The organism is Methylocystis parvus OBBP, assembly GCF_027571405.1.
Classification (GTDB): Bacteria; Pseudomonadota; Alphaproteobacteria; order Rhizobiales; family Beijerinckiaceae; genus Methylocystis; species Methylocystis parva.
The window spans coordinates 2,534,713-2,556,151 of sequence record NZ_CP092968.1; the positions used below are offsets into that span (position 1 = coordinate 2,534,713).

General features: G+C 58.1%; 20 protein-coding genes and 1 pseudogene. 13 read left to right on the forward strand and 8 right to left on the reverse strand.

The window, feature by feature from the left end; translation table 11 throughout:
* Positions 1–8: 8 nt before the first annotated feature.
* Complete coding sequence (locus tag MMG94_RS12320; protein ID WP_016919757.1) at positions 9–4,409, reverse strand: chemotaxis protein CheB; 4,401 nt, start codon at positions 4,407–4,409, stop codon at positions 9–11.
* A 707-nt stretch (positions 4,410–5,116) separates the two neighbouring features.
* Between MMG94_RS12320 and MMG94_RS12325 the strand changes: the two genes are divergently transcribed.
* The 5 genes from MMG94_RS12325 (at position 5,117) to MMG94_RS12345 (ending at position 7,313) form a co-directional block, all read left to right on the forward strand.
* Positions 5,117–5,479, forward strand: coding sequence for an ANTAR domain-containing response regulator (locus tag MMG94_RS12325; RefSeq protein ID WP_016919755.1), 363 nt, complete (start codon positions 5,117–5,119; stop codon positions 5,477–5,479).
* Between the two features lie 131 nt (positions 5,480–5,610).
* Positions 5,611–6,435: an IS5 family transposase gene (locus MMG94_RS12330; RefSeq protein WP_154419755.1), complete on the forward strand. Its 825-nt coding sequence runs from the start codon at positions 5,611–5,613 to the stop codon at positions 6,433–6,435.
* Positions 6,436–6,610: 175 nt separating this feature from the next.
* Complete coding sequence (locus MMG94_RS12335; RefSeq protein WP_040579187.1) at positions 6,611–6,766, forward strand: DUF3309 family protein; 156 nt, start codon at positions 6,611–6,613, stop codon at positions 6,764–6,766.
* A gap of 73 nt (positions 6,767–6,839) precedes the next feature.
* Complete coding sequence (locus MMG94_RS12340) at positions 6,840–6,983, forward strand: DUF3096 domain-containing protein (RefSeq protein ID WP_016919752.1); 144 nt, start codon at positions 6,840–6,842, stop codon at positions 6,981–6,983.
* A 138-nt stretch (positions 6,984–7,121) separates the two neighbouring features.
* Positions 7,122–7,313, forward strand: a complete 192-nt coding sequence (locus MMG94_RS12345; RefSeq protein WP_016919751.1) for a CsbD family protein — start codon at positions 7,122–7,124, stop codon at positions 7,311–7,313.
* Positions 7,314–7,636: 323 nt separating this feature from the next.
* Here the strand turns inward: MMG94_RS12345 and MMG94_RS12350 are convergent, their stop codons facing one another.
* Positions 7,637–8,116: a hypothetical protein gene (locus tag MMG94_RS12350; protein WP_193787607.1), complete on the reverse strand. Its 480-nt coding sequence runs from the start codon at positions 8,114–8,116 to the stop codon at positions 7,637–7,639.
* A 127-nt stretch (positions 8,117–8,243) separates the two neighbouring features.
* Entirely contained in the window at positions 8,244–9,902 is a 1,659-nt protein-coding gene (locus MMG94_RS12355; protein WP_244962199.1) for an ABC transporter ATP-binding protein/permease, read from the reverse strand.
* Here MMG94_RS12355 and MMG94_RS12360 point away from each other — a divergent pair.
* The gene (locus tag MMG94_RS12360; protein ID WP_244962200.1) at positions 9,825–9,998 is read left to right on the forward strand and encodes a hypothetical protein; all 174 of its coding nucleotides are present in this window, start codon (positions 9,825–9,827) and stop codon (positions 9,996–9,998) included. The two genes, MMG94_RS12355 and MMG94_RS12360, sit on opposite strands and share 78 nt — an antisense overlap.
* Positions 9,999–10,612: 614 nt before the next feature.
* Positions 10,613–11,569, forward strand: a complete 957-nt coding sequence (rpoH, locus tag MMG94_RS12365) for an RNA polymerase sigma factor RpoH (protein ID WP_016919748.1) — start codon at positions 10,613–10,615, stop codon at positions 11,567–11,569.
* A 275-nt stretch (positions 11,570–11,844) separates the two neighbouring features.
* Here rpoH and MMG94_RS12370 read toward each other — a convergent pair whose 3' ends face one another.
* The gene (locus MMG94_RS12370; protein ID WP_016919747.1) at positions 11,845–13,476 is read right to left on the reverse strand and encodes an oleate hydratase; all 1,632 of its coding nucleotides are present in this window, start codon (positions 13,474–13,476) and stop codon (positions 11,845–11,847) included.
* Positions 13,477–13,803: 327 nt separating this feature from the next.
* Positions 13,804–14,871, reverse strand: coding sequence for an AI-2E family transporter (locus tag MMG94_RS12375; protein WP_016919746.1), 1,068 nt, complete (start codon positions 14,869–14,871; stop codon positions 13,804–13,806).
* A gap of 217 nt (positions 14,872–15,088) precedes the next feature.
* Between MMG94_RS12375 and MMG94_RS12380 the strand changes: the two genes are divergently transcribed.
* A complete protein-coding gene (locus MMG94_RS12380) occupies positions 15,089–15,280 on the forward strand; it encodes a CsbD family protein (protein WP_026016213.1) in 192 nt (63 codons plus the stop codon).
* A gap of 35 nt (positions 15,281–15,315) precedes the next feature.
* Here MMG94_RS12380 and MMG94_RS12385 read toward each other — a convergent pair whose 3' ends face one another.
* On the reverse strand, positions 15,316–15,597 hold the full coding sequence (locus MMG94_RS12385; protein ID WP_016919744.1) for a hypothetical protein: 282 nt from the start codon (positions 15,595–15,597) through the stop codon (positions 15,316–15,318).
* Here MMG94_RS12385 and MMG94_RS12390 point away from each other — a divergent pair.
* The 5 genes and pseudogenes from MMG94_RS12390 (at position 15,572) to MMG94_RS12410 (ending at position 19,088) form a co-directional block, all read left to right on the forward strand.
* Positions 15,572–16,786, forward strand: a complete 1,215-nt coding sequence (locus tag MMG94_RS12390) for a hypothetical protein (RefSeq protein ID WP_244415315.1) — start codon at positions 15,572–15,574, stop codon at positions 16,784–16,786. The genes MMG94_RS12385 and MMG94_RS12390 overlap by 26 nt on opposite strands.
* Before the next feature lie 358 nt (positions 16,787–17,144).
* Positions 17,145–17,318, forward strand: a complete 174-nt coding sequence (locus tag MMG94_RS12395; RefSeq protein ID WP_016919742.1) for a DUF1328 domain-containing protein — start codon at positions 17,145–17,147, stop codon at positions 17,316–17,318.
* Between the two features lie 61 nt (positions 17,319–17,379).
* Positions 17,380–17,583: pseudogene (locus MMG94_RS12400) on the forward strand (CsbD family protein); the annotation flags it as partial.
* Complete coding sequence (locus MMG94_RS12405) at positions 17,563–17,772, forward strand: CsbD family protein (RefSeq protein WP_244415319.1); 210 nt, start codon at positions 17,563–17,565, stop codon at positions 17,770–17,772. The pseudogene MMG94_RS12400 and the gene MMG94_RS12405, both read left to right, overlap by 21 nt.
* Before the next feature lie 1,187 nt (positions 17,773–18,959).
* On the forward strand, positions 18,960–19,088 hold the full coding sequence (locus MMG94_RS12410) for a recombinase family protein (RefSeq protein WP_270109322.1): 129 nt from the start codon (positions 18,960–18,962) through the stop codon (positions 19,086–19,088).
* A 189-nt stretch (positions 19,089–19,277) separates the two neighbouring features.
* Here the strand turns inward: MMG94_RS12410 and MMG94_RS12415 are convergent, their stop codons facing one another.
* On the reverse strand, positions 19,278–20,531 hold the full coding sequence (locus tag MMG94_RS12415) for an MgtC/SapB family protein (RefSeq protein ID WP_016919738.1): 1,254 nt from the start codon (positions 20,529–20,531) through the stop codon (positions 19,278–19,280).
* Between the two features lie 211 nt (positions 20,532–20,742).
* Positions 20,743–21,330 (reverse strand): Spy/CpxP family protein refolding chaperone, encoded by a 588-nt coding sequence (locus MMG94_RS12420; RefSeq protein WP_244415313.1) that lies wholly within the window; start codon positions 21,328–21,330, stop codon positions 20,743–20,745.
* Positions 21,331–21,439: the final 109 nt, after the last annotated feature.

Consider the following 21,439-nt stretch of genomic DNA (forward strand, 5'->3'; position numbering starts at 1 on the left):
TGTGCAAACTAACTTTTCGACGTCGCCGCAAGCGCCAGGCGAGCCAATGCCGGAAGAGATTTAGCGCCCATCCTCTTCATGATTGAAGCCCGATGATTCTCGACGGTGCGTTGGCTAATGCCGAGGTCAACGGCGATATTTTTGCTGGGGTGCCCGGCGAGAACCAAATCCATGATTTCGCGCTGTCGTGGCGTCAGCCCGGCCACGTGAGCCGCGGCGGCCTCATGCCACGCCGACAATTCATTCGCATCGTGCCCATGTTCAAGCGCGCGCGTGACGCAGGCAAGCAGATCGTCGCCGCTGATCGGCTTCTCGACGAAATCAAAGGCTCCGGCCTTCATTGCGTCGACGGCCATCGTCACGTCGGCCGCGCCGGTGATCATAATGACCGACAAATGGCCTCCGCCGTCTTTTAGGCGTTGCAACAGGTCGAGCCCGTTCATTCCGGGAAGGTAGGCGTCCAGCAGAAGGCAGCCGCGTCGCTCCGGGCGATACTCTTCGAGGAAACGCTCACAGGATTCGAAATCCCTGACCTCCCATCCATTGTCCTCGAGCACGTCCCGCAGCGTCTCGCGAAGACGCGTGTCGTCGTCGACGACGAAAATGATGGGTCGTTCATCATCTGCACTTGCTTCGACCAGGCGCGGCGGGAGGGCAGGCGCCGGCTTGTCGAAAGAGGCGTCGGCGAGCAGTCGCCGAGTTTCCTGCACCAACTGGCCAGGGTCCACAGGCTTGGTGAGCTGAACGCAATCCTGACGCGCGATGGTTTTCAAAACATTCGTCGAGATATCGCCCGTCAGAATGATAATCGGGATCTGGCGCTGAAGTCTGGTTCGAACGCTTCCCGCGACTTCGAGCCCATTCATGCCGCCTGGAAGATTGTAGTCCGCAAGAATTAGATCAGGGAGAAAGCCGTCGCGCTCAACGGAGTCGAATGCACCAATTCCGTCCGAGGCCATCGATGTGCGATAACCTTCGTCTTCGAGGAGAAGCTTGAGGAGGCCTCCGACATCCGGATCATCTTCGATGATCAGCACAGCGCCTGTCGGGGGAGCCTCTTTGGCGGCGTCGACAATCTTGCCAAGGATATCCGATGCTGGAAGTGGCGCGCATTCACCTGTAGGGACTGTCACCTCGATCGCGAAGACAGAGCCCTTGCCAAGTTTGGAGGTGACGTGGATTGGATGACTAAGGAGGCCAGCCAGGCGCTGCACGATGGATAGCCCCAAGCCGAGTCCTCGCGTTCGCTCACGTGCAGCGTTGTCGATCTGATGATATTCGTCAAAAATGGCGAGCAATTCAGCGTCCGGAATGCCGATCCCCGTATCCCAGATCTCGATGCGCAGCATTCCGTCCCGCCGTCGGCAGCCGAGCAATATCTTCCCGTCTCGGGTGTATTTGAAGGCGTTGGAGAGCAGATTGCGAATCATCTGCTCCAGCAGCGCCGGATCACTGCGCACCAAGAGCCCGCAAGAGACCACCCGGAAGGAAAGTTGCTGTGTTTGTGCGTGATATGCGAACTCCGCCCGCAATCGATGGAGAAGGTCGTTGATCGGAAAGCAGACGATTTCCGGACGCACCTTGCCGGCCTCGATCTGGTTGATGTCGAGCAGCGCGTTCAGCATGCCGGACATTGAGTGTAGCGTTTCGTCGAAGCGCGCCACCAATTTCTTCGCCTTCTCTCCTTCGACGATCTTGGCCAAGAGGCCCTGAAGAAGCACGAGGGATTGTAGCGGCTGGCGCAGATCGTGACTCGCCGCGGCGAGAAAACGCGATTTCGCCAGATTGGCCTGTTGCGCCTGACGCTTTGCAGCCTCCAGTTCCTGCTGAGAATGATGCCGTTCGGTGACATCGGAAAAAGTGATGACGACGCCTTCGATGCGATCATCCTGGGCGCGATACGGCATGATTCGGCGGCTATACCAGGCGCCGCTCTGCGCCTTGATCTCCCGTTCAATCGGCGCCCGCTCTTGCAGCACCAATCGGGCGTCGTCGAGAAGCGCGTCGTCCGCCGCCAAAGAGCGCAGATCCGCCAGCGGCCGCCCGACGTCGCCGGGAATGACGCTGAACAGCAGCTTGGTGGTCGGCGTGAAGAAGCGGATCTTGAGGTTGGCGTCGAGGAAAAGCGTCGCCACATCCGTGCTATAGAGAACGTTTTGGAGATCGTTCGACAGGATGCGCTGGCGCTCCAATGTCTCCTGGAGCTGCGCGTTGAGCGCCGTCAACTCCTCATTGAGCGATTGCAACTCCTCCTTGGAGGTTAGCAGCTCCTCATTCGTCGACTGCAATTCTTCGTTGACGGACAACGCCTCTTCGTTTGTCGCCTTCTGCTCGTCATTGGACGTCTCCAAATTGTGAATGGCGCCTTGAAGCTCAAGCCTCGTGGCTTCGAGCTCCTGTTCCAGCTCGGCGACTTGTGCGCTTTGTCCTGGCGCAGATTGCCTGTCCTGTCTGCGTGCGGGCGTAGGCTGATCGATGAAGCAAACCAGCAGGAGCTCTTCTCCGTCGCTCTGAACCGGCTGCGCAGCGATATTGAATGAGAACGGCTCTCCGTTTTGCTTGAGCTCGCCGCCTGAGACGACGATGCGCCGCTTCTCCTGACGAGCTCGCTGAACCGCCGACCTCAGCTTGGTGCGCACACCCTCACGCACCATCGTCAACAGGTTCTGAACAGCATGCCCCGATGCGACCTTCAGATAGGTATCCGTCGGGCCGAGATAATAGAGACATTCGTAATTGTGATTTATCAAGACGGCGGCTGGCGCGTAGGTGTCGAGGAGCAAACGCGTACAGAGATCGGCGAGGGCGGCCGGGCGCATCCTTTCGTGTTCCTTGTCGCGGCGTTTTGGGAGCGCGGCCTCATAATTCGGTCGTATCAGATTGATAAGCTCACCCGCTCTGGTTCGACCGATGCGTCGATAGATCCGATTGGCCTTGGAGATCGGCTCAAAGCGACCGTCTACGCTACCAATCGTCTCAGCGGCCCCAAGGAGAACGACACCCCCTTCCCGCAATGAGAAATGGAGCAGCGCAATCACCTTCTCTTGCGCCTCCGGGCGCAAATAGATCAGAAGATTGCGACATGAAACGAGATCGAGACGCGAGAAGGGAGGATCGGCAAGCAAATCCTGAACCGTAAAAACCACTATCGAGCGCAGCTCGGGCGTCACCCTGTAGCAATGATCCTCTCGTGTGAAAAAGCGGGATAGACGTTCCGTCGAAACGTCCTTCTCAATGGTTTCAGGGTAAATCCCCTCGCGTGCGCTAGCGACCGCGTCGGGGTCGACGTCCGAGGCGAATATTTGAAGCTTGAGACTGCGGCTTTCAGCGGCGATCCGCTCGAGGAAGAGCATGGCGAGCGAATAGGTTTCCTCACCTGTGCTACAACCTGCAATCCATATGCGAATGTTCCGGTCAGGCGCATGGTTCCTGACGATTTCAGGGACAATCTTTTCCGCCAGCAATGCGAAGGTCCGTGGGTCACGAAAAAAGCTCGTCACATGGATGAGCAGGTCCTTTGCGAGAAGATCGAGTTCCCCGGCGTCGCGGCGCAGCAGGTCGAGATACTGCGTCATTTCGACGGCTTTACCTGCTGACATCCCCATCCGTCGAATGATTCGGCGCTCCAATGTGCCCGGCTTGTAGAGCGTAAAATCGTGTGCGGTCTTTGTGCGCAACAGTTCGACGATCTGCAAAAGGATGTCTGGATTTGCTGGCGAGGCTCGAGCCTCCTTGATTGGGTTTGCTAAGGCCAGCTCGTATGCGACGAGCGCTTCTCCGATCTTCGCCGCCGGAAGCACCAGGTCGACATCGCCGGTCATGATCGCGCTGCGCGGCATCCCGTCAAATCCAGCTTCCTTCGGATCTTGCACGATCACATGGCCACGGTGCTCCTTGATTGCCTTCAACCCGAGAGCGCCGTCTGCGCCGGTTCCCGAGAGAACCACGCAAACGGCCCGCGAGTCGAAATTCGTAGCAAGCGACAGCAGCAAATAGTCGAAGGGGAGGCGCGCCCCATGAGGCGCAAGCGGCTGCGAGAGGCGCAAGCCCCCCTCTATCACCGAGAGATACTTGCCTGGCGGGATCACATAGAGATGATTGGCCTCGATTGGCATGTGATCCGTGGCCTGCACGACCGGCATCGACGTATGCGACGAGAGCAGATCGACCATCATGCTTTCATGCGTCGGATCGAGATGCTGAATCAGGATAAGCGCCAAGCGGTCTGAAGCGGGAAGGTTGTCAAGGAAGTTCTTACAGGCGTCGAGGCCGCCCGCCGACGCGCCGATCCCGACGACCAGAAAATCACCGGATCTGCGAGGTTTCTGTCGCTCCGAGGTGATAGGTTTTTTCGGCAGTGACTTGGCCTCCTTGCTGACATGCTTTCGATGCGACCATCGCTTTAACACAGCTCGCTAAAGCGCATCATACCCGAACTCTACCGTGGATAGTCGCACGTCCGCGCGGCTCTTTGAAGCAGGATGGAGCCGAGTGTCGTCTGAGTAGGTTCCGAGCCTGTTCCTCAGACAAGTCGTCAAATACCTTTGTAGGCGCAGGATGGGGAATATCCCGCCGGAAGTTGTGCGCGATTCGCATCAGGGCCCTTACCGTCACGGTCGCTCGTGATTTCTGCTTTGGCCGCGTTTTGGAGCTTAAGCTATGCATTCGAAGCTAGCCTCCTTATCCGACAGCTTTCGATCTCAATCCGCACATTCTTTCCTAACCGCCAATCCGCTTGAGCATCCGGATGTACAGGAGCACATATTAGGCATTTCCAAGACTCTCGCAGCATTCGGCCAATCTCTCAACGCAGCCATCGATCAGGCGAGCCAACTTGATTGTTCGCACATGGACATTGACTCAATCGAAATGGCGCCAATGGGCGACTCGCAACACTGGTTCCTCGAATCTCATTTAGCGCCGACGGAATGAAGATTTGCGCGCAACATCTGGCTTCGATAGAGAGCCGGCCTGCTGATTCGCGACATGCGGCTCCGACAAAGTTCGTTTCCCACCCTCCTATTCCATCGGAAGCGGACGAAGGCGCGCTGACTGGCCTCAACGATCGCATCGACATCTGGGTGAATGAAGGCGGAGCGGGCGGCGAGGTGGTCCGATGAGTGCGCTCCGGATCCTCGTCATCGAGGACGAACCTCTGCTCGGCGAGTTGCTTGCCGAAATGCTCGAAACGATGGGTCACGAGGTTTGCGGGGTTGAGAGCACCGAAGCGGAGGCTGTGGCTGCAGCGGCTCGCTGCAAGCCGGATTTGATGATCATCGATGCATGTCTTCGTGATGGAAGCGGCGTCTCGGCAATGGACAAAATATGCGACGCCGGCTTCATCCCTCATTTCTTTGTAAGTGGCGATATTTCGAGAATAGCAGCGTCGAGGCGTGGCGCGATTGCGGTTCAAAAGCCATTCCGTGAATCCGACCTCGCAACCGCGATTCAACTTGCGCTCGAAGCCGTGTCACCATGAGCTGAGTAAATTCGGCGCGCCTAACTCACAAAAAATTATGTGGCGCGTGAGCAGCGCCGCACTGAGAGCCTGTTTGAAAATTCTGTTTTTGGGGGATTCCGGTTTTGCTGCACATGTGATTCACACTTTTGATGTGGACACGCAAGCAGCGGGGCCGGATGGCCAAGATCGCCCGTAAGACCAAGCGCTACCCGTCTGATCTGACGGATGAGGAGTGGGCGCGGATCGCGCCGCTGATGCCGAAGCCTGGGCGCCGCGGGCGTCCGCGGGAAGTCGAGTTCCGCGAAGTGATCAATGCGGTGCGCTATCTCGTGCGCTCGGGTTGCGGCTGGCGGATGCTGCCGGTGCATTTCGGTCATTGGCGAACCGTCTATGGCTGGTTTCGCGAGTTGGCGCGGCGTTTCCTGTTCCAGACGATTCATGACGTCGAGCTCATGCTCGATCGGGAGCGCCAGGGACGAGAAGCGAGCCCTTCGGCGGCGGTGATCGACAGCCAGTCGATCAAGGCCCCGCATGCGCAAACGCGGGGCTATGACGCGGGCAAGAAGATCGTCGGCCGCAAGCGCCATATCGCGGTCGACGCGGATGGGCGACTGCTGATGGTCAATCTGACGACCGCCGACATTTCCGACAGCGCCGGGGCGCAGGCGATCCTCGACGCCATCCGCAAGCGATGGCCATGGGTGAAGCATCTCTTCGCCGACGCCGCCTACGACCGACTGAAGTTGATGGACAAGGCCCGCTATCTCGAGTTCGTGCTCGAGATCATTCGTCGCCGCGATGGTCAGAAGGGTTTCGAAGTCCTGCCGCGTCGCTGGGTCGTCGAACGAACTTTCGGCTGGATGATCCGCTGGCGCAGGCTCGTAAGAGATTACGAGCGCCGCATCGACGTCTCAACAGCTATGATCCATGTCGCCATGGGCGGCGTTCTCATCCGCCGAAATGCGCACCCGTGACTTTCCAAACAGGCTCTGAGTAGTTTCCGAATCTTGTCATTGTCCGCATCAAACATCGATCATATTCGCCCAAGAACCTGTTTGCCACGTTCATCGCTGGCGGAATTGGCCGTCGGACTGAGAGACAGCGCCGACAGACGAGCATCGCAACAGGACACAATTGAAAGGCATTCATATGCTCGGAACAATCATCCTTGTGCTCCTCATCCTCATGCTTGTCGGCGCCCTTCCCAATTGGCCGCATAGTTCGAGTTGGGGCTATGCGCCATCGGGAACATTGGGCACATTGCTTATCATTGTCCTCGTACTCGTTCTTCTTGGAAAACTTTAGAAGCGCATGCGCTCAATCGACGACTATATAATGTTTGAAAATGACGGCGCTCTGAATCAACGGAGACACGCAAATGTCAATAGGCCTATCACACCTTCAACCGATCGTTTCACTGATCGCCGGCATCCTCATTTTGATCATGCCGCAGTTGCTCAACTATATCGTTGCAATCTTTTTGATCGTCTCGGGCATATTGGGGCTAGGACTCATCAATTGATGATGCGTGACGCCTCCATAGGTACATTCCGACGCTAGGCCGCGCCATTCCTCACCAGATACACTTCTGATGTCGAACACGTATCGACGGAAACAATGTGCATCAATGCATTGTTCTCCTTCCTTTCGGAGAAGCCCCATGAACAGTACAACTGACAAGATCAAAGGCGCCGCGAATGAAGCCGCTGGCGCGGTCAAAGAGGCCGTCGGCAAGGCCGTCGGCAATCCGGGCCTCGAGATCGAGGGCGCCGGACAGAAGCTCAAGGGCGAAGCTCAAGGGGCTGTCGCCGACGCCAAGGATGCTGTGAAGAAGCTCGTCGACAAAGTCTGATCGACCTTACTCTCAACGGGTAAGTGAGGCGCCCGTCAGAGCCGTCCCCATCAGGTCGGCTTTGACAGGCGCTTGCGCTGTCTGTTCCTGGGCCTTTATAAAATTCGGACGTTTGGAAGCCGCGCCAGCGCGCTCAGTGCTTTGCCCGTGCTTTCGAGACTTTTGGCGAGCTGAATGTCGATCTCCTGACCGCGCGACTCACCTGATCTTCGACGCAAATAAGCCCGCGCCATTTCTGTTCGCGGGCCGTTTCCTTCTCAAAGTTTAGCGGACCTCCATTTATTCGCGAAGCGAACGGAAAGTCTGGAAGTCATGTTCGGCGTTCATTTGCACGGCCCACGAACCTGCACATAGCCTTCTAACGCATCCCAAGCCGTCTGAGTGCAGAGACGTCCCTTCCCCGAGCGGTGAGCATGGGTGGTCCCATAATGATATTGCGCCTGGGGATATGCGTAGCCGTATCCATATTGGCTTTGTTGCGAAGCGCCGGCGGCAATTGCGCCAATCGCGGCTGCGCCGATCGCCGCGCCGGCGAGCCCCGCGCCGTATCCGCCATATCCCCAGCCGGGACCCCATCCGCCACCATAGCCGCCATAACCGCCATATCCCCAGCCGCGACCATATCCCCAGCCGCCGCCATAACCGCCGCCCCAGGCTGGGCGGCCCCATCCGCCGCCGCCCCATCCGCCCCCACGGCCCCAACCGCCCCGGCCCCATGCCGAAGCCGGCGTCGCAGCCACAAGGCTCGCCGCGATCGTTGCGACCATCAGGCCGCCTGTTAGAAACTTCCGCATCTTGCTCATGATCTCACTCCTTTAGCTTTCAAGAAAAAGCATCTACGAATGCAAAGTAGTGTAGCTTTGCTCTAACGGAAGGCGCGCGTCACAGTTAAACGCTGATGTGCGCCAGCGAGACGGACCGCATGTCCAATCAGTTGGGCAGCGACTCGCGCAATATCGTCGACGCCTTGGATAACGCCGCCTCCCGGCCCTTCGCCGCTTCTCTGACTCTCTCAGCCGGTCTCGACTTCAGCTGGATTTCGCGGTCGTAGAAGCGTTTGTCGACATTGCGTCGTGCGGCATGAATGATGGTCGAGCGCGGCGCTTCCTCACTGAGTAATTCCATCAGACGGGTCTGGCTGAGATCGTCGAGGGCCGATGTGGGTTCATCCATGATGATGATGTCGGGCGGCCTCAGCAACACGCGTGCGAAGCCGAGCTGTTGCTGCTCGCCGCCTGAAAGGACATCGGACCAGCTCTGTTCCTCATCCAGTCGCGATACGAGATGACCAAGCCCGCAGGCGACAAGGATCGTTTCGATCCGCGCGGCATCCGGCAGAGTGTCGTCATGAGGATAGTCGAGCGCGTCCCGCAACGTGCCGCGGGGCATGTAGGGCTGCTGCGGCATAAACGCGATGCGGGCGTCCTTCGGACGAAGAATCCGCCCGCTGCCCCAGGGCCATAACCCGGCCATCGCGCGGATCAGCGTGCTCTTGCCGGCCCCGGACTCTCCTTTCACGAGGATTCTCTCGCCGCTCCTGATAACGGCGTCCGTGTCGGCCAGCATCTGTGTGCCGTCATGCTGCGCGATGGAGAGCCCGCACAGATGCAATGCGCTATCGTCACTGAAGGCGAGGTCAATCCTCTTGTCCTCGGCGCTGATGGCGAGCTTGTCGAGATTGTCGAAGAAGAGGTCGAGGGCCGCGACGCGCCGCGCCGAGGCGAACCAGTCTGCAAGGCGCATTGAATTGTCGGCCAACCAGTTGAGGGCCAACTGCACCTGTATAAAGGCCGCGGCGGCTTGCATAAGGTCTCCGAGCGACAACTCCCCGGCGAGATATTTGGGGGCGCCAAGCATGAGTGGGATGACTGGCGCGAGAACATTGTTGCCGCTCGACAAGAACAGCATACGGGCCTGTCGGCCGATAACTGCGATCCAGCGTGTGGCCACTTGATCGAATCTATTGTAGTGGAGCTCTCGCTCGGCGTCGTCGCCGCCGATGAGGGCGATCGTTTCCGCATTCTCGCGCGTATGCGAAAGTTCAAAACGAAAATCCGCCTCAGCCATCGCCTTCGCCTCAGCGCGCGCGACGAGCGGGCCTCCCAGAAGCAACATTCCGTACGAGGTGCATGCTGAATAGATCACGACGGCGATGACGAGATAGCCGGGGATCGTCATGCCCCACAACGTCAGCGAACCACCGATGAACCACAAAACGCTGACAAAGGAGGCCGCCATAAGAAGCGCATTCGTGACGCCGGTCGCGAAGTCGACAAAGAGCTCGATGGCGATCCGCCCATCCTCGGCGATCCGCGCTTCCGGATTATCGACAAGCCGAAGCACGCTGAGCTGATAGAAGCGGCGTCGCTCCATCCAGCGCCTGACAAGCGTTCGCGTCAGCCATTCGCGCCAGCGCAACTGAAAATTCATGCGCATTTGCAACAAGGCGACGCTCGTCATGGCGGAGAGCAAGGCAAGCGCCAACATGAGGCCGATGCTGAGAAGGATCAGATGCTGATCCTTGCTTTGCAGCGCGTCGAAGAAGAACTTGTTCCATCGGTTCACGGCGATGGCGGGGATGAGATTCAAGACGAGGCAACCGAAGAGGCCAAGCACAAACAGCGCAGCCTTTCTGCGCGTGGGGCCGGTCCAGAAGCCGAACGAGAGGTATACGAAGTGACGTAAGAGCCATGCGTCAGCCGTTGGACGACAAACTTCAGGCATATAACGAACCTCGATGGCTGGATGCGTGGATTTTTATCAAAAGATCAACCGCGGATATTATGCTTAGGTTGCCGTCACGGGGTCGATAGGAACGCCAGTTCCGGTCTTCACGCCTCAATCCTCGAGCGCGCTCTGAATGTATGATGGCTTTGCCAACTGCCTCAAGATAAACGTGACGTTTCAACATAGCCGACGACCAAGTGTCGATTTCAGCCTCGGAATCTACTTACGGCCGCCGACCATAAGTGGAGCTCGACCGAGATCTTTCGCGAATCGAGGCGAGGGGATGTTGATTTCAGAGGAAGGGATCGTGTCCGGTCCATGGCGCGTGGGCGACCGCCGGTGCTCCAATCAAACATGTTGCGTCGCTTGCCTCCGGAGCAGAGCGAACGCGCACTTTTGGCGTGATCGATGCTCGTCCGTCTCGCCGCGAGTGGGTAGTTTCCGGGGCTAGCGCACGATCGCACCACGGTTAGGGTCTTTTCTCGCCCATGTAACGCGCAGGAATTCCCATGACGGCACAAATCGATTTTGCCTCGGCGCGGTTACGCAAGAGCACCTAATAAGGAACAGATATGCTGACGCCCCTGCCCATGCTCTCTCCCGAAGGCGGACTCACGCGCTATCTGCGTGAGATCCGCCAACTCCCCATGCTCGAGTTCGCGGAAGAACAGACGTTGGCGCAACGGTGGCGTGAGCGGAAGGATTCGCAGGCCGCGAGCGCGCTCGTTAGCTCGCACCTGCGCCTCGTCGTCAAAATCGCGATGGGCTATCGCGGTAATGGTCTGCCAATCGGAGAGCTGATCTCAGAGGGCAATCTCGGCCTGATGCAAGCCGTCGCCCGATTTGAACCGGAACGCGGTTTTCGCCTCTCAACGTACGCGCGCTGGTGGATCCGGGCGTCGATTCAACAATATGTCCTGAGATCCTGGTCTATCGTAAGGATAGGCTCTAGCTCGAACAGCAAGAAGCTTTTCTTCAATCTCCGTCGGGTCAAGAGCTGCCTTTCGGCTTATGAAGATGGTGACCTCAAGCCGGAGCATGTCGCAATGATCGCCATCCGACTTGGCGTTCGTCAGAAGGACGTCATCGAGATGAACCGGCGTCTGGGAGGCGATGCTTCGCTTAATGCGCCAATTTCCGAACGGGAGGAAGGAGGCGGGGAAAGGCAAGACTGGCTTGTCGACGCCCGGGATAATCAGGAGAAGGTGCTCGTCGACCACGAAGAGGGCGACCACCGTAAAATCTCGCTGCGGAACGCGCTTGAGGTGCTGAATCCGCGGGAGCGTCGAATCCTGGAAGCCCGCAGGCTGACAGATCTACCTCTTACGCTTGCAATATTAGCCGCCGAATTTGGGGTCTCGCGGGAGAGGGTCCGCCAGATTGAGGTGCGAGCTTTTGGGAAAGTTCAGCGGGAAATTCGCGCTCTCGTTGCTCGTATCGAGGAACCGAAAGCGGATCTCCGAAACGCGGTCTTCATTCCAGACGTGTACGCGATCCACAAGAATCCCCAAAGTCCGATCCGGCACTAATGTCGCATCGGACCGCGTTTCCGGCGCCACTCCCGAGACGCAGGGCGGTAGCGCCTTGGCAGAGCCGAATGCGAACCCGAAGTGAAAGCGGCCCGAGTGGGAATTGCGCAACGAGCCGCATTGTGATTCGAACGGGAGATCTGGCGCCGGGCGATGACGCTCCCCGCGCGCGAACGCGGAGAGCGCGACCGCCGGCAGACATCAATAGTAGTATCCTCTACACCGGCGGGGCCGAGCTCTCCACGGAGGCAAGTCGACGTCTCGCAGGGATGCCGTCATGAATGAAAGTCGTGCAGCGCCATAAACGCCGCAAAGAGGACGCGTGGATCGAACTTCCCCTTGTAGACTGGCGGCGGCTCCCTGTTCAGGCCAAGTCGTGTGTAGACCGCGGCCTGCGCCGATCGAATCGAATATTCGACCGTGAACACGACATCATCCGGCAGTTCGCAAAACTGGCCGATGAAGGCGAAGTTCTTGGCGCCGTTTGGAACGACTTGCGGTCTATCGCCTCGCTCACGCCGAAGAAACTGACTCGTGACGAATGGCATCATGCAAGGTATGCAATTCGCGGTCTCAAGGATCTTGGCGGCTTCCGTCCCGATGTTCAAATGGCCGAGCAATTCGATCATGATTTCCCTGCCAGTGCATGCTGCCATGGGCTTGTCTACAAAGTTGCCTGGTTCGTCGAGACAGAGCCCGTAGCCCCAGAAAACGCTGACGCCCTCTGGTTGATCGATGAAGTGGGGCTGAAAGGGTACAACGAAAGAGAGCACCCAGTTCGATTTGGGGAAAGTGACGAGCCCGCCTTCGCCAGGGGTGTTGCCGGTGGCGTCCCGGACAAGGCGGAGAAATGTCGGATCATGCAAGGTTGTCGTGAACGACTCCCATTTCGACTCTTCGATATGATCCGCAAATGCCGAGGGTCGTCCGAAATGGGGACGGCCTGCTGCCATTTTCTCCCAAAGCGTCCACGCGCCGCCGTCCTTCTTGCCCCTGATTTCAGGCGCCGCCTCCATACCCCCGAGGCTCGACGCCTCGGTCATAGAGCCAAGCGTGACAAAGACCCAGTCGGATGCGTCGATCGCGAGCTTCTCTAAGCTGCCACTCCGGACAACGGAAATTTCTGTGATGAGCGTATCATCGCCTTGATCGTAAAATGCGATGTCCGTTACCTGAGCATTCAATTCGAAGACGACGCCTCGGTCTTCAAGCCACTTTTGCAGCGGTCTCACAAGGGAGTCATATTGGTTGTAGACGGTGCGCATGATCCCCGTCAGTCGATCGAACCCGTCGACCATATGCGCAAATCGTTCGAGATAGCGTTTGAATTCGATGGCGCTATGCCATGGCTGAAAGGCAAAGGTCGTGCGCCACATGACCCAGAAATTTGTCTTGAAGAACGTCGGATCGAAGATATCCTCGATGCTGGCCGCCCCAAGCATGGCCTCAGGCTCCAACACTAGGCGCTCGATCGTGAGAATGTGATTCTCGCTGAGTCCGAACTCCGGAGCCGTTTTGCGGCGACCATCGTGCATCAGACGCGACTTGGATGAGGTTTTTATCGTCTCGTTCCAATCGAATATCTCTTGTGTGACCGTTCGTTCGTTGTCGAGAGTTGGGATGGAGGCGAAGAGATCGAAGGTGCAAACGTATTTACTCTCGAGCATTCGACCGCCCCGAAGGACGTATCCTTCCACTGCCGAACCGGAGCCGTCGAGACTTCCGCCGATCACATCAAGTTCTTCCAGGATCGTTATACGATGGCCGCGAACGTCGCCATCCCGAATAAGGAAGGCAGCCGCCGCTAATGACGCAATCCCGCCGCCAACCAGATAGATATTTCGTTCGCTCTGAATGTAGGTTGCCTGTGAGGCTGCGAGATCGGAGAACTGAGGTTCCATCGCCATTTTGAACTCCCGACTTGGGTAAGTGTGGGCAGCGTCGTTGCAAAAATGCGGTGGCGCTTGTGGTTCATTTTGTATCGTTGCGGCGCAGACGGAGTCCTGCACCGCTTTACAGGCGGCGGCTGGGCTTTTCCGCACAGGAGAGGGCAAGCGAACGACGTCTTTCAAGAGGCCGCGGTGCACTCACTTGTTGCACTTGAGTCGCTGAGGGTCGCGTTCGCCTGTGGTGTCGTGGCTTCAGGCGCAAAGGTAGAGACAAAATTTCACGTGACGCCAGAATCGGAAACTACGCAGACGCGCCGTTGGCGGCGCTGCCCGCGGCGCCAGACATCAGGAAGCGGGGAAGTCGCTCTGTGACGCCTGTCTCGTTGCCGAATAAATCTCCCATGAGGCGATGAACATCGCCGCGATTACGGGCCCGATCACAAAGCCATTGAGGCCAAACATTTCGATGCCGCCCAGTGTGGAAATCAACACAACGTAGTTCGGCATCTTGGTGTCGTTCCCTACCAAGATCGGACGGAGAACATTATCCGCCAGACCAATCACGAAAGCGCCGTAGGCGACGAGAGTAACGCCGCGCCACATTTCGTCGATTGCTAGAAAATAGATCGCCACCGGACCCCAAACCAACGCGGCGCCTATTGCTGGGACGAGAGATAGAAGCGCCATTGAAGCTGCCCATAGCAGTGGAGCGCTGACTCCGAGGAACCAGAAGATGAGGCCGCCGAGCGCTCCTTGCAGGAGCGCCACAAGCAGATCGCCTTTGACCGTGGCTCGAATGACAATCGCGAATTTGCGGAAGAGCGCATCCTTCTGTGCAGCCCGGAGAGGAATTGCATCTCTGATTTTGCGGGCTAGCGCCTGTTCGTCGCGTAGCAGGAAGAACAAAAGGTAGAGCATTACACACAGATTTAGGATGAAACTCACCGCGCTCTGACCGATGCCCAGTACCTCAGTGGCGACAAGCTGACTTCCCTTCATGAGACCTGCAGCCAACTTATCTTGCGCTTCACCAAGACTCGCCAGACCAAACCGCCGCATGAGATCGGCAGCCCATGCAGGCAGCGCCTCGAAGAGGCGCCGGAAGACGACTACGAGGTCGAGATCGCCTGTTTGGAGTCGATCATATATGCCGGAGGCTTCTTGCGCCATGGAGAGCGCGAGCAGGACCAATGGGAGAATCACGACAAGGACGATGATCATCACTGTCGCGACCGCAGCAAGGTTGTGATTCTGGTGCATCGAATTCAAGAGGCGCCGATACAGCGGCGCAAACACGATCGCGACTACAGTTCCCCAGAGAATCGCTCCGTAGAAGGGCCAAAGCATCCAGGCGAAGGCGGCCGATACCGCCAAAACCAATGCGATAAAGGCTATGTCTTCACTTGTGCGCATTTGACTGGTCCATCACCGTGTGTCCTCCCGTGTCGAGGCCGCTTTACCGTGAGTCAGCCGGCGACAGATCATTTCATTGGCATACGTCATTTCGTCATGGGTATTTTCCGAAGCTATACGATGCCTTTGCATGTCCGATAGGAATCGGCCGTCGAACAATAAGTCGACTGAGACAGTGCAGATCAAGCACCGTCATAATTTCATTCAGGAGACCACCATGGGCAGCACAACGGACAAGATCAAGGGCGCCGCAAACGAAGCCGCTGGCGCGGTCAAACAGACCGTCGGCAAGGCGAGTGGCAATCCAAGCCTGGAGATCGAGGGCGCCGGGCAGAAGCTCAAGGGCGAAGCTCAAGGAGCTGTCGGCGGCGCCAAGGAAGCTGTGAAGAAGATCATCGACAAGGACTGATCTAGTTTCCCGGCTTGCCTACGAAAAAACGTCTTTCAGAGCGGACCGAGCAGGTCGGCTTTGAAGGGCGCCAACGGCACAGTCTTCCAAGCGTGCTTCACCTCGACCAGACGGCCAATGACGCCGGCACGGCGAAAGCTTGAGCGCACGGCACAGGCCGATCCTGTAACTGCGATTTTATAGAGGCAATTATGAACGGCATCATCTACCTTGTCGGTCTCATCGTGATCATCATGGCGATTCTTTCCTTCCTCGGCCTGCGCTGAGCAGCACAAGAAGGGAGGCGCAGCTATGACCGATTTATCGAAGCCAACCATGTCAATTTCTGACGGCCCGCCGGGCTCCTCCTATGTCGAGTGGCCGGCGATCTTGGCTGGAGCGATATTGACCTCGGCCATCATCGTCCTGATGTCCGCCTTTGGCTCAGCTATCGGGCTCTCGCTTGTCTCGCCCTATCATGGCCCTTCCCCCATATTGTTTTACGTTGTCTTGGCGCTCTGGTTCACCTGGATCACGGTCTCCAGCTTCGTCGCCGGCGGATATGTGACAGGTCGACTGCGCCGTTCCTTAGAAGGCACTACGCCTCATGAGGTTCATGTCAGAGACGGCGCGCACGGGCTCATCGTTTGGGCTGTCGCCGTTGTCGTGGGCACGGCGCTCGCGACCTTCTCGCTTTCATCCGCTGTGACAACATTGTCCCTTTCTTCCGCAGTCAAACGCGGCGAGGAGCTTACAAGCGCTGGCGCGATCGCATCGACCGTCGGCTCGAACGCGGATCCGATCGGCTATCAGATCGATATGCTTCTACGGAAGGAAGCTCCCGCGACGGCTAGAGGCGTGACATTGGATCCGTCACGTCGCGACGTCGCGCAAGTTTTGGCGATGGGCGCAGCTCATGGTTCCCTGAGCAGCAACGATCGCATTTATGTGGCGCGCGCGATTGCGGCGCGGACAGGTCTTTCGCAGGCCGAAGCTGAGAGGCAAGTTGACGCAATTCTTTCGCAGGCGCGAACTGCCGCCGACAGAGCGCGCAACGCAATTGTAGCAGCTCGAAAGGCGGGGCTCCTTCTCGACTTGAGCGTCGCCGCCCGCGAGGAACCGATTGGCGCTCAAAATGCGCTGAGGGGCGAAGGAACTGGTTCAACAGGCGACGATGGGACAATGGAAGCAACCCGCCAGGAGATCTCGCGACTTCTGTCGGCGGCTGCCGCCAATGCCTCTCTCAGCGATGGCGATCGCGCCTATCTTGTTCGGATCGTCGCAGCGCGGACCAACCTCGCGCAGGCTGATGCAGAAGCGCGTGTCGATGTGCTTTCGGAGCAGATGAAGACATCCGCCGCCAAAGTGCGGGCGACAACCGAAGCCGCCCGCAAGGGCGGAGTCCTCCTTGCCTTCTTGACAGCGGCAACGATGGTTCTCGGCGCTGCGGCCGCCTGGTGGGGCGCCGGCGTCGGCGGCCGTCACCGTGACGAGAATTTCGACGCCAGCCATCTGACACGCTGGTAAGGCACATCCTCGAGGAGATGCGTGATGGGACGTTCTATTCTGCTCTGGATGCTCGGCGTTCCAATTCCGATCATCATTCTTCTGGTGTTGATGGGTCATTAGCGGCGGGGTGGCAAGCGGATTTTGAGACGCCTCGCCTTCAGAATTGAATCTCGCGAGACTACTCCAACTATGTTGCAGTTTGTCGTTGCCTTGTGAGGCTTTCAGAAGTCCACACTGGCAATCGCGGGCTTGAGCTTTCATCTTTCTTCAGCGTGCGACATGAGCGCACATAACCCTTCAAGCTATTCTTTCACGGATTAATTGGTTCTTGTGAGGCCGTATTCGCGGCGCGTCATTTTCACTGAGGGAGGAAGCCGTGGGAGATCTGCTGCATTACGCAATTGTGTTTCTGGTCGTCGCATTAGTTGCTGCATTTTTGGGCTTCGGTGGCGCCGCAGGCATAGCAATGGAAGGGGCGCGCCTTCTCTTCTGGATTGCGATCGTCCTCTTCGTCGTCACTGCAGTCATGGGCGTGGTCAGACGCTCATAGATGGTGCCGTCAATCGAGCGGCGCCGAATTCTACTCAACAGCAATGGATAGGGAGTTCGTCATGGACTGGGATCGAATCGCCGGAAACTGGAAGCAATTCACCGGGAGCATCAAGGAGCAATGGGCCAAGCTGACTGATGACGATCTTGCTCAGATCGCCGGCAAGCGCGAGCAACTTGAGGGCAAGTTGCAAGAGCTTTACGGTCACGGCAAGGAGAATGTGACGAAGGAAATCGACGAGTTTATCGCCCGTCACAAGAGCTGGGATGGCATCGCAGGAAACTGGAAACAGTTTACGGGAAGCATCAAGGAGCAGTGGGGCAAGCTGACAGACGACGATCTCGCCCAAATCAACGGCAGGCGCGAGCAGCTCGAAGGCAAGCTACAAGAGCTTTATGGTCGCGGGAAGCACGAAGCAAAAAAGGAAATCGACGACTTTCTCGCCCGCCTATAGGTCTGGATAGGCGTTGGCTGTGATTGCGCGGCGAGCGCAGACTCGACGACGTCAACTCAGCTTTCAGGGAGCGTCACCAGAATGTCCGCACACCACGCGCGGTTCAACCCGAGCGCCTCATCCAATATCAGATCGCGTGTCCCGACATCGAGCCGCGCTGAATGGACGCCAAGGAGTATCCATGGCAGATCGCCTTGATCTAGGCGTCGGAGAATTTTTGCGCATCACCACATGGGCGCCGGCGGCGCCCATGTGCGCGCGTGCATCTGTGAGGAAGTAGCTCTGCCAGCCGAAGCGTAGGCCGAAGGATGACGCGACCACTGCATGCCGCGCCACAGGCATATGATGCAATGTCTCGTGCAGCCCCAACGTGGAGGTGTCTAGTCCCTGACTTCCGAGGCTCTTGCCAGCCCCGATAATGGGTCAGCGAGAAGCCGATGGATTTCGCAATGTTTGTTGGATTGGTATCCAGCTCGATCGCGCTACGTCCGGGGAAGTTCTTGCTCTGCGGGTCGAAGAGAACGTGTCGACTGGTCACCAGTACAGGCGTTCACCGCGCTCGAAGCAACATGAAAGCACCCGCCCGAGGGACAGGACTCGGGGGCTGCGCCCTACCGTAGCCAGTGAGTAAATTGGAATGAGTAGTTTCGGAACCTCTTCCGGAGGATTCGCTACTCGCGCGCTCATCACGGCTAGCTTCCAACGAGGCGCTACGGGAACGGGCCCCACACCGCCTTCTCTACCAGCGTCAGGGCCGAAGACATCGGCCCTAGCGCGCTGAGTAGATTCCACAACTGTGTCTTTCCGACAGGATGTGAAACTTAAGCTTGTGAGGAATGCGTCAAGACATCCCCAAGCGCTCGCCACGATGAGAGAGAGGGTCTCGCCCCCATGCCCGGTCGGCAGGAACGCTTAATTGTCCGGAGAACCGACAATTGTCGCTTAGGCGAACCGCCGCGCGTGCACGTATGGCTTGAGACCGCGGAATCTGCGCTTTTGCACTATGAAGCGGCCACCCTCGCCGACGCGGTGCGCTACGAAGACGAGACGATTGCTTCCCTGACCTCTGAAAAGGACCGGCTTGATGTCGTCAGAGTGGACGAAACCTCCTGCGAGCGCTGCGAACGAAGAGCGGAGTGTTTTCTGGCTTACGATCATTAGGCCAACGTTTTAGGAGCCCCAAAAAGATGGTCGTGGAGGACCGGCCGGGATTGGCGGGTCCTCAAGACCATGCCCGCAAGGGCGACGTGCTGGTGGTGTGGAAACTCGACTGGCTGGAGTGGTTCTTTGCCGAGCACGCTCGACATGCTCGATAAGCGGGAGCTCCGACGTTCCTTCATTGGCTCACTGCGATTCTTGTCATCGGCATATTCGGAGACGAAATTCCGCGAGGTGAATGGCGGGATTTGGGGCGGGGGCGACGGCGCGGAGCGATGCGGCTCCGAGCGGAACGTGCTTCCTGAATCTTGACTACCTCAGCCTATCCCGATGGCGAAGCTCTTGGGTTAGATACCGAATGCAACGTAACCGGCGGCGATTGCGACAACCCACGCTGCGGCCATCGACAAGACAAGGCCCGGCACGATGCGCGCTGAAAATTCAGTCGAACCCGCTCCAATTGCCATAGCGACTTTCGCCAAGGCATTGCTCGTCAACGCTGCCAGAATTGGGACCAAGGCGTCTCGTGTTTCGAGCTTTCCTGCGGCGACGAGGGAAGCGACAGAGATTGCAGAAGAATGGGCGTCGACGATCCCGGCAAGTGCCGATCCGACGATAATCCCGGCTTCTCCCAGCGAATCCCTCAGCGCTGCGGCTACGATCAGCATCAACGCCATTAACGAGGCGAGGGCAAAGGCAGCCGGGAGACTGAATGCCCGTCCCTCTTCGAGGGACGACGATGTTTCCGGCGCTCGGCGACCCAGCGCAAATGCGAAACCATAAATCGCCGCGACGATCCCGCCGGCGGCTAGCATTGGAGCTACCTGTAAGAATGTTGGTTGACTGACTGCGAAGATCAAAAGCGCCGATTGTATGAACGTTGAAACCGTCGAGAAGGCTGCTCCAGATACCGCGGCGGTCATTCCTGTCGGGTCCTTCGCTGCATAACTGGCCATAGAACCGATCGTCGCCGTACTGGAGACAAAGCCCGATGCAAGTCCTGAGACCGGGAGACCGTACTGCGCGCCGAAGAGTCGCGTCGCGACATGCCCGCAGGCCCCGATCGCGAGTACGAGGATGACCAGAAGCCAGATATTGTGTGGATTTATCGCCTGATATGGTCCGAGATAGCGATTTGGGAGCTGTGGCCATACAACAAAAGTGGCTATGGCGAAGACAAGGCCGTCGTTGACTTCGGCTTCGGTGAGCGTGGCCTTGATGAAGCCATGTACGGAATTCTTCGCGGCAAAGATAACCGCCACCATTGCGCCAAGACCGGAAGCCAGCGGCGCGTCCGACATTGTAAGGCCGCCCAGGAGCCGCGTTGCTAGCAGGCCGACTTCGGTGGTCAATCCCGGATCAGTGTCCCGATCCCTGAAGTATGACACTGCGGCCAACGCCGCGACGGCGCCCTCCGTCACACCGAGAAGATTCTCACCGCCGACATGCATTGCAATCGCGCCGATTATCGCGGCGAGCGCGAATGTTCTGACGCCCGCCTGCCGTCGTGCGAGACCCTCTCCTTTGCTGCGTTCTCGCTCGAGGCCGATCATCAGGCCGACAGCGAGCGCGACCGAAAATTCCGACCAGGGATACGTCATGCCCCCTGCTCCACGCACTTATGGCCGAAATCTGATCGAGTTCGGGCGCGACTGCTCTTATTGCCCAGTGCGAAGACAGGATCGTCGTGCGTGCGGAGGAGCATTTTCAGCTTGCGATAGATGATAATGGACAAATTCTCAATTGAGGCGTTGGCGACAGGAGCGCCTCGGTCATTGGCGCCCTATAGCTGCATAGCTGCCCGGGAGGAGGTTAGCGATGACAGACGCTCTCGCCCTCATCACCGATGTAGTGGCTGACGAAGGCGCCGAACCGCCGGCGCTGCGAAGGTTCGAGGCTATCGTATAACGCGCTAGATGCGTCTGCGATTTTGCGCAAGTCGTCGGCGCGAACGTTCAAAAGATCGGCTTGCATGCGCATATCGCTGATCGCGGTCCAGTCTCGATCGCCGCGCCCGCTGTCGGCTTTGGCTTTGCCTTCCTTGTCGTCCGTTCGTTGTGCCTCCCGCATCGTGGCTGCTCGTTGCTCGCGAAGCTTGAGCATCCTGTCCGCTCGGCGTTGGGCCATGTCGTGCAACGCTTTCTGCGTAGAGTCCCAATTCTTGTCCTGTTCAGCCGTCAATCGAAGCTCCGCCTTGAAGCGGGCGATGCGAGCGTCGGCAACATCCAGAATTTGATTGACGGTCTGTCTGCACATCTCGTCACCATCGCGTCGATCGTGTGCGAGAGCGCTAGCGGGAAGAACCGTCGCAGCGGAGAGCGTCATCATTGTCACGATGACGGCGCTTCGGACGACTCGGCGCATATGCTTCGCCGACCCGGCGCAGTGATTGTTATTCATGGCTTGTTTCCTGCAACCTTCAAGAATACATTTCGATCCCGCCAAGCATTCGCTGTCGAGATGAAATTGCCGTGCGTTCGTCCAAAGTCAATGCCGCTGCCGCCGGCCA